Source organism: Patulibacter defluvii, assembly GCF_034096925.1.
GTDB lineage: Bacteria > Actinomycetota > Thermoleophilia > Solirubrobacterales > Solirubrobacteraceae > Patulibacter > Patulibacter defluvii.
The window spans coordinates 1-8,147 of the sequence record NZ_JAWZSQ010000049.1; the positions used below are offsets into that span (position 1 = coordinate 1).

Below are 8,147 nucleotides of genomic sequence, written 5' to 3' on the forward strand. Positions count from 1 at the left end.
CGGGCCACCGGGCCCGCCGCCGGCCCCGCGACCGCCGCCCGCGCCCCCGCGACCGCCGCCCGGCCCACCGGACCCGCCACGACCACCCGAGCCGCCCGGACGCCCGCCGCCGCTCCCGGCCCCCGACCCGCTCCCGCCCCCGCGTCCCCGCCCGCTGCCGGCGCTCACGACTCGACCCGGATCAGCTCGGCGCCGTCGGCCCCGTCGCGGACGGTCCAGCCGGCCGCCGCCAGGGCATCACGCAGCTCGTCCGCGCGCGCCCAGTCGCGCGCCTCGCGGGCCTGCTGGCGCTGCTCCAGCAGGGCCAGCGCCTCGGCGTCCGGTCCGTCGCCGTCGGCGGCGTCGAGCAGGTTGTCGAGGCCGAGCACCTGCAGCATCTCCCGCAGGTGAGCGTCGCCGACCCCGCCGCGGCGGTTCGCCTCGCGGACCCAGCCCCACAGGTGGGCCAGCGCCGCGGCGGTGTTGAAGTCGTCGGCCAGCGCGTCGAAGAAGGCGTCGCGGTGGGCGGCCAGGTCGTCGGGCGAGGGCCCGTCGGTCAGCAGCCGGCCGACCTCGCGCAGCCGCCGGACGCCGGCCCGCGCCTGCTCCAGCGTCTCCTCCGAGTACTGGACCGGCTGCCGGTAGTGGGCGCCGCAGAAGAGCAGCAGCAGTCCGTCGCGGCCGACCTCGGCCACCGCCTCGTGCAGCGGCGTCACGTTGCCGACCGACTTGGCCATCTTCTCGCCGCGCAGCTGGAGCATCCCGTTGTGCATCCAGATCTGCGCCAGCTCGGCGTCGCGGGCGCAGCGGGTCTGCGCGGCCTCGTTCTCGTGGTGGGGGAAGACCAAGTCGCTGCCGCCGCCGTGGATCTCGAACCCGACTCCCAGCAGCTCCTCGGCCATCGCCGAGCACTCGATGTGCCAGCCGGGCCGGCCGCGCCCCCAGGGCGTGTCCCAGGCCGTGTCCTCGCCCGGCTTGGTCGCCTTCCAGAGCGCGAAGTCGAGCGGGTCCTGCTTCAGCGACGAGCGGTCGTCGCCCTCCCCCTGGTCCATCAGGTCGACGTCGCGGTGGCTGATCGTGCCGTAGCGCCCGTCGCGCCGGACGCGGAAGTAGACGTCGCCCTCGACCGCGTAGGCGGCGTCGCGGCGCAGCAGCTCGGCGATCAGGTCGACGATCGCGTCGATCGACGTCGTCACCAGCGGCTCGTGGTCGGGCCGCCCCAGCCCGAGCAGGTCGGTGTCGGCGCGGTAGAGGTCGCCCATCTCGCGCGCCAGGTCGGACGACGCCACGCCCTGGCGGACCGCAGCCGCGTAGATCTTGTCGTTGACGTCGGTCAGGTTGGCGACCAGCGTGACGTCGTAGCCCTCGTGCTGGAGGAAGCGCTTGAGCAGCGCGTAGACGACGAACGGCCGCGCGTTGCCGACGTGGATCCGGTTGTAGACCGTCGGCCCGCAGGCGTAGATCCCAACCTTGCCCGGATCGCGCGGCGTCAGCTGCTTCAGCTGCCCGCTGGCGGTGTCGTGCAGGTGGATCGTGCGCACGCGGCTGAGACTAGCCACATACGCGCCGGAACGACCGAGGGCCGCCCACCGGGCGGCCCTCGAAGCGGTGCGGCGGTGAGGCCGGCTCAGCGCTCGGTGCTGACCCCGTCGCCGGTCCGGATCGCGACGTCGTCGTGGCTGCCGACCTCGCCCGACGGGGTCTTGCCCGCCTGGTACGGGTAGGGCGACTGCTTGGTCTCGCCCTCCTCCAGGTACTCGTCCTCGGCGTTGACCTCCCAGAGGTCGTGATCCTCGCCGTAGAGGTTGTCGACGGCGCGCATCGACGTGAGCATCGAGTGATCGGAGTTGTTGTAGCGGTGCAGCCCGTTGCGGCCGACCTGCTGCAGGTTCTCGATCGAGGCGATCCAGCGCTTGATGATCTGGACGTTCTCGGCGTAGCCGTCGACGTAGTCCGGGTACGCCTTCGGGACCCGCACGACGTAGCCCTTGACGACCTGGCCCGGCTTCGAGAGCCCGATCTCCTCGAGCTCCTTGGTCGCCAGCTTGACCAGGTCCTCGTCGCTCGACGTCCAGAGGTCGTCGCCCTCGAAGCAGAAGTACTCCATCCCGACGCAGCCCTTGGTCTCGTCCGGGACCATCCAGGGGCTCCACGAGCGGAAGTTCTGGATCCGGCCGACGATCACGCCCGGCTCGTGGATGTAAATCCAGTTGTCCGGGAAGGGATCCTCGCCGTCGAGGATCAGCGACACGGTCAGGAAGTCGCGGTAGCGCAGCGCCTCGGCGGCGGCGCGGACCTCGTCCGGCGCGCCCTCGGTCATCCGCAGCAGGTTGCGCAGCGGCAGCGAGGAGATGATGTTGCCGAAGTCGGTCAGGGTCTCGCCGTTGACGGTGACCTCGGTGATCCGGTTGCCCTCGAGCTTCAGCCGCTCGATCGGGCTCTCCATCTCGATCGAGCCGCCCCGCTCCTCGATCGCGTTGGTCATCTTCTCCCACATCTGCCCCGGCCCGTAGCGGGGGTAGTCGAACTCCGTGATCAGCGTCTTGATGTCGCCGTTCTTGGAGGGGAAGAAGGCGTCCTTGGCCGCCGTCAGGAACGAGAGGCCCTTGATCCGCTGGGCGGCCCAGTCGGCGGTCATCTCGCTCGCCGGACGGCCCCAGACCTTCTCGGTGTAGGTCTTGAAGAAGTGCTCGTAGAGCCGCTTGCCGAAGCGGTTGGAGACCCACTCCTCGAGCGACGTCTCCGGCTTGCGGCGGAACGGCTTCTTGACGACCGCCCACAGGTACGAGAAGCCGGCGCGGGTCAGCTCGACCGGGCCGAGCTTCTTGATCACGTCCATCCCGTTGAGCGGGTAGTCCAGGAACTTGCCGTTCCAGAAGATCCGCGACATCCGCGGGCGGCGCAGGAACTCGTCGCCCATGATCTCGTACCAGAGGTCCTCGACCTCGCGGACCTTGGTGAAGAACCGGTGCCCGCCGAGATCGAACCGGTACCCGTCGCGGACGACCGTCATCGCGATCCCGCCGACCTGGTCGGCCGCCTCGAAGACGGTCACGTCGTCGTCGCGCTTGGCGAGCAGGTAGCCGGCCGTCAGGCCAGCCGGGCCGCCACCGATGACGAGCGTGCGCCCTTCGGGTCCGGTCGGTCGTGTCGGGGGGGTTCCGTGCATCGGGACTCCTGCGTGCGGTTCGAGGTGCGTGGCCGAGGGCTCGAGTACGAACTACCCGTCCGCGGCGAATTGGTCACGGACGAACCGTGAAGAGTACGCCAAAGACGCCTCGTCCCGGACCGGTGACCGGTCGCCGACCGACCATCCGCAGACGGGGATCCGCCTGCAGCAGGGCGCGCCAGGCGCGACTCCGATCGGCGACCAGGCGGGTCCAGGGACCCTGCCAGTTCCCTGCAGAGAGTACGGGAACGACGAGCAGGACGCGAGAGCCGGGCCGCTGCTGGTCGACCAGCCGGCGGGCGACCATCCACGGCTCGGCGGCCTGCAGCCGGTCGAGCGCGCGCCGCCAGTCGAAGATCCGGACGTCGGGCTGGCGCCCGAGCGCGGTCGCGTAGCGGACCCCGGAGGGGACCCCGCGGCGACGCAGATCGTAGGCGATCACCGGCAGCTGCTCGGGGTGGACGCTGACCACCAGGTCGCCGGGCCGCAGCTCGCGGGCGACGGCGTCGGCCATCGCCACCGGCGTGCCCTTGCTGCGCAGCCGGTCGCCCTGGGTGTCGGTCCCCCAGACCACGAGCAGCACCAGCAGCACCACCAGCCCCATCCGGCCCGAGCGGGTCAGCAGCAGGCCGCTGAGCAGGATCGCCGGCCCGACCAGCACGCCCATGTAGCGGTTGGCCCAGGCCGGGCTCAGCAGCGACCCGATCCAGGCGAAGAGCAGCGTCGAGAGCAGCATCACGCCGAGCACCGTGGCGTGGCCGCGAAGGGTGGCGGCGTCGGTCGGCGCGGGGATCGCCGGTCCCTGGACGCGGCCGCGGGCGGCGGCGCCGAGGGTCGCGAAGCCGAAGATCAGGGCGACGACGAAGACGGTCGCGGTCACCTGCGGCTGGGCGATCGAGCCGAGCCCCTCCAGCAGCATCGCCAGGTCGGGACGCAGCGACCACGGGGCGCCGGTGTCGCGGGCCTGGCGGACCAGCGTCGGGATCCACGGCAGCCAGACCACCGCGGCCGCCAGGTGGATCAGGAAGCCGATCCGGATCACCCGCATCCGCGCCGCCCCGCGCGGCTGCAGCAGCGCCCGGACGCCGACCGCCAGCACGCTGCCGCCGACCAGGAAGACGCCCCACGAGTGGGTGTAGAGGAGGACGATCAGGACCGCGACCAGGCCGACCCGCCAGGCGCGGGCGTGGTCGTCGAAGACCCGCAGGTGCGCCCCCGCCACCAGCAGCGAGAGGAACGCGACCATCGCGTACATCCGGGTCTCCTGCCCGAAGTACGTCAGGTAGGGCAGGACCGCGGCGACGGCGGCGGCCCCGACGGCGGTCCGGCGGCCGAACGGCACCTTCGCCAGCAGGTAGGCGAAGGGGACGGTCGCGACCGCGAACAGCGCCGAGAGCGCGTGCGCGGCCGACTCGCCGTCGCCGAAGATCCGCAGCCACAGGTGCAGCAGCAGGTAGTAGGTCGGCGGGTTGCCGTCCTTGCCCAGCTCCGACGGGATCTCGGAGAAGGGGAAGTTGGCGACGCCGACGCTGATCCCCTCGTCGATCCAGAACGGCGCCTCGAGGTTGCGCGTGCGCAGGAAGACGGCCCAGGCGAGCAGCAGCAGGACCGAGACCGCGGCCCCGGGGCCGACCAGCCAGGCGCCGGCGGCGCGGGCCCCGTCGAGCGCCCGCCGGGAGCCGGTGCCGCTGGTGATCGTGCTCATCTCGGGACCTCCACGCCGGGCCGACAGGCGACCTCGATCTGCCACCAGCGCGTGCGCACCAGGGTCCGCAGGCCGGCGACCGACCGCGCCTGGGGCTCGCGCGCCCAGCCGTAGAACTGGTTGGGACGGAAGAGCACGGCGGGGGCGCGGGCGTCGAGGTAGCCGACGTCGCGGGCGTGCTCGTCCAGCTCCCAGGCGATCTGGGGGACGAAGTAGCGGTTGGTGTAGGCCGGGCCGCAGCGGCGCAGGAACTCGGCCCCGCCGGCCGCGGCGACGGCCTCGGGCAGGGCCTCCATCAGCCGCGACTCGACCATCACCTTGTGGGCGTCGTCGGGGATGTCGTGGATCGCCGGGCCGACCGTGACGGCGACCAGCGCCAGCCCCACCAGCCACTGGGCCGGCGAGGGAAGCAGCGGCCAGAGCCGGCCGACGGCGATCGCGGTGGCGACCAGCAGCAGCGCGACGGCCGGGATCAGGTAGCGCGAGTTGCCCGAGTAGCCGGCCTGGGTCATCAGCGCGACCAGCACCGCCCAGGCCAGGCCGAAGCCGCCGATCGCCGTCGCGGCCAGCAGCGGCGAGGGCTCGCCGGGGGCCGGGGCGTCGACGGCGGCGGTGGTGTCGGCGCGGCCGCGGCGGCGGAGGGCGACCAGGGCGATCGCCGCCGCCAGGCCGATCCAGACCGGCCACGGCAGCATCCGCGCGTAGTCGTCGAGGACGGTCAGGGCCGGGTGGCTGGTGAGGGCGGCCGCCCCGGGATCGGGGTTCTGGGCGCGGGTGGCGGCGCGCCAGAAGTCGCCCGAGCCGAGCTTCTCCGGCACCAGCCAGGCGACCGGGATCACGGCCAGCAGCGCGGCCAGCCGCAGCCGTCCTCCCCAGCCGGCGCGCCAGGCCAGCCAGGCCGCCCACAGCAGCAGGAACGGCCACGCCTCGGGACGCAGCAGCGCCGCGGCGAGGCCGGCGGCGAGCGCCCAGCGGCGGTGGCCGGTCAGCTCGGCCAGGACCGCGCCGAGCACGGCCGCGACCAGCAGCCCCTCGCTGTTGGCCAGCCAGCCGTGGCGGAACCACCACGGCTCGAGGGCCAGCGGCAGCGAGGCGACGAGGCCGGCGATCAGGCCCCCGTAGCGGCGGGCGAGGGCGAAGGCGATCAGCGGCGCGGCGAGGGCCCCGGCGCGGCCGACGACGACCCAGACGTCGGGGGCCGACGATCCGAGCGGCGTCGCCAGCGTGGTGACGACGACGGGCAGGGGCTTCCAGGACGGTCCGGTGTCCGTCACGAGGTCGCCGTGGAACGCCTCGCGGCCCCAGACGATCCAGGCCCACGGATCGTAGGTCGCCGTCGACGGCAGGATCAGGGACAGCAGCGCCACGACCAGGACGGCGGCGGCGACGGCGATCACGGGCGTGCGAGGCGTGCGAGCCAGGGCGCCCATCGGCGCGACATCGTACCGGCGCGCGGCGCGGGGACGCGCCGTGGGACCGCGGGTGACGGGGTCTCAGGCCGGCCGCACGACGGTCGCCACCGCCTGGGCGACGGCGCCCTCGCCACGGCCGACCGCGTCGAGCCGCTCGGCCGTGGTCGCCTTGACGTTGACCCGCGCGGGGTCGATCGCCAGCGTCTCGGCCAGCCGCTCGGCCATCGCCCGCTTGTGGGGGGCGAGCTTCGGCCGCTCCAGGATCACGGTCGCGTCGACCGCAATGACGACGAAGCCGCTGGCGGCGACCAGGCCGACGACGTGGCGCAGCAGCGCGATCGAGTCGGCGCCGCGCCAGCGCTCGTCGCTGTCGGGGAAGTGCTCGCCGATGTCGCCGCCGCCGATCGCGCCGAGCAGCGCGTCGATCACGGCGTGGGTCAGGACGTCGGCGTCGCTGTGGCCGTCGAGCCCGACGGCGCTCTCGATCCGGATCCCGCCGAGGATCAGCGGCCGGCCCTCGACCAGCCGATGACTGTCCCAGCCGATGCCCGTGCGGACGTCGGGGACCGGGAACGGCGGGGTGGCGTCGGCCATCAGAGGCTCCCGGGCCGGCCGTCGGCGCCGACCGGCGGGGGCGGGACGTCGCCGTGGCGGTGGGCCAGCTCGCGGTCGCCGTCCTCGATCGGGACGGCGCGCCGCTGGCGGCGCTCGAAGACGGTCAGCTCGCGGATGCCGACGTCGTGCAGCAGCTCCAGCGCCTCGGCGTAGCCGTGGCCCAGGTGCTCGGGACGGTGGGCGTCGGAGGAGAGCGCGACCGGGTTGCCGGCGTCGGCGACCATCTCCAGGAAGGCGCGGGCGGGGTAGATCTCGCCGACCGGCTTGCGGAGGCCGGCGGTCGAGACCTCGACCACGATCCCGGTCTCGGCGATCGCCTCGATCGCGGGCTCGTAGAAGAAGCGCGGGTCGCGGTCGGGGACCGGGCGGGCGCCGCCCCAGACCTTGACCAGGTCGGGGTGGGCGAGCAGGTCGTAGAGCCCGCTGCGAGCGGCCTCGGCGAGGGTCTCGAAGTAGCGCTTCCAGACCGCGTCGGCGCTGTCGGCCCCGTCCCAGACGTCGAAGTTGGTGCCGGTCTCCGAGTACTCGGCGTCGACCCCGCGGTCGGCCAGGAAGTGGACCGAGCCGATCACGTAGTCCCACTCACGGGCCTCGAGCAGCTCGGCCAGCCGGTCCTCGCGACCGGGCACGAAGTCGGCCTCGATCCCCAGCCGCAGGTCGGTCTGCTCGCGGACGAAGCCGCAGTAGGCGTCGAGGTCGTCGACCGCCGAGTAGCGCCAGAAGGGGTGCTGCCAGACGTCGAGCGCCTGCGAGAAGCGGTGGATGTGCTCGCTGACCCCCAGCTCCGTGATCCCCCGCGCGGTCGCGGCCTGGCGGTAGCGCTCGGCGTTGGCGGGGGTGAAGTACTGCTCGGGCTCCGACGGGCGCTCGTCGGGGCGCAGGTGCACGTGGTAGTCGGTCAGCACGGAGAGGGATTCTGTCGCAGGAGTCGTTTGGCCGGCGGGCCGTCCCGCAGCGGGGCACCTGGGGTCCGTCAGCGCGGCCCGTCGCGGTCGGCGAGCAGCAGCTCGGCCAGCCGCAGGTCCTCGGGCAGGGTCACCTTCAGGTTGCTGCGGGGGGCGGCGACCAGCCGCACGTCGCCACCGGCGGCCTCGACCAGCGAGGCGTCGTCGGTGGCCGCGGCGAGCACCTCGTCCGGCTCGGCCAGCGCTCGCTCCAGCACGTCGCGGCGGAAGACCTGGGGCGTCTGGACCGCCCACAGCCGCGAGCGGTCGAGGGTCCGGGCGACCCGCGGCAGGGGGGCGGTGGCGGGCGGGGGCGTGGCGGG

Annotated in this window: 7 protein-coding genes; all 7 read right to left on the reverse strand. The window is 73.7% G+C overall.

Annotated elements, in window-relative coordinates; translation table 11 throughout:
• Positions 1 to 164: 164 nt before the first annotated feature.
• On the reverse strand, positions 165 to 1,520 hold the full coding sequence (gene cysS, locus SH587_RS24480; RefSeq protein WP_320673290.1) for a cysteine--tRNA ligase: 1,356 nt from the start codon (positions 1,518 to 1,520) through the stop codon (positions 165 to 167).
• An 86-nt stretch (positions 1,521 to 1,606) separates the two neighbouring features.
• Positions 1,607 to 3,148: an NAD(P)/FAD-dependent oxidoreductase gene (locus SH587_RS24485; protein WP_320673291.1), complete on the reverse strand. Its 1,542-nt coding sequence runs from the start codon at positions 3,146 to 3,148 to the stop codon at positions 1,607 to 1,609.
• Positions 3,149 to 3,221: 73 nt separating this feature from the next.
• Entirely contained in the window at positions 3,222 to 4,853 is a 1,632-nt protein-coding gene (locus SH587_RS24490; protein WP_320673292.1) for a glycosyltransferase family 39 protein, read from the reverse strand.
• A complete protein-coding gene (locus SH587_RS24495; protein WP_320673293.1) occupies positions 4,850 to 6,283 on the reverse strand; it encodes a hypothetical protein in 1,434 nt (477 codons plus the stop codon). The genes SH587_RS24490 and SH587_RS24495 overlap by 4 nt, the downstream gene beginning before the upstream one ends.
• A 63-nt stretch (positions 6,284 to 6,346) precedes the next feature.
• Positions 6,347 to 6,859, reverse strand: coding sequence for a 2-C-methyl-D-erythritol 2,4-cyclodiphosphate synthase (gene ispF / locus SH587_RS24500; protein ID WP_320673294.1), 513 nt, complete (start codon positions 6,857 to 6,859; stop codon positions 6,347 to 6,349).
• Positions 6,859 to 7,785 carry a PHP domain-containing protein gene (locus SH587_RS24505; RefSeq protein WP_320673295.1) on the reverse strand — a complete coding sequence of 309 codons (927 nt, stop codon included), beginning with the start codon at positions 7,783 to 7,785 and terminating at the stop codon, positions 6,859 to 6,861. Before SH587_RS24505 ends, ispF begins: the two co-directional genes overlap by 1 nt.
• Before the next feature lie 68 nt (positions 7,786 to 7,853).
• Positions 7,854 to 8,147: IspD/TarI family cytidylyltransferase (locus SH587_RS24510; RefSeq protein WP_320673296.1), on the reverse strand; the 294-nt coding region annotated here is incomplete at its 5' end.

What these genes read in the sequence shown, in the direction of transcription:
- ispF (WP_320673294.1), bottom strand. Translation starts at nt 6,859, where the DNA reads ATGGCCGACGCCACCCCGCCGTTCCCGGTCCCCGACGTCCGCACGGGC.
- SH587_RS24490 (WP_320673292.1), bottom strand. Translation starts at nt 4,853, where the DNA reads ATGAGCACGATCACCAGCGGCACCGGCTCCCGGCGGGCGCTCGACGGG.
- SH587_RS24495 (WP_320673293.1), bottom strand. Translation starts at nt 6,283, where the DNA reads ATGGGCGCCCTGGCTCGCACGCCTCGCACGCCCGTGATCGCCGTCGCC.
- SH587_RS24485 (WP_320673291.1), bottom strand. Translation starts at nt 3,148, where the DNA reads ATGCACGGAACCCCCCCGACACGACCGACCGGACCCGAAGGGCGCACG.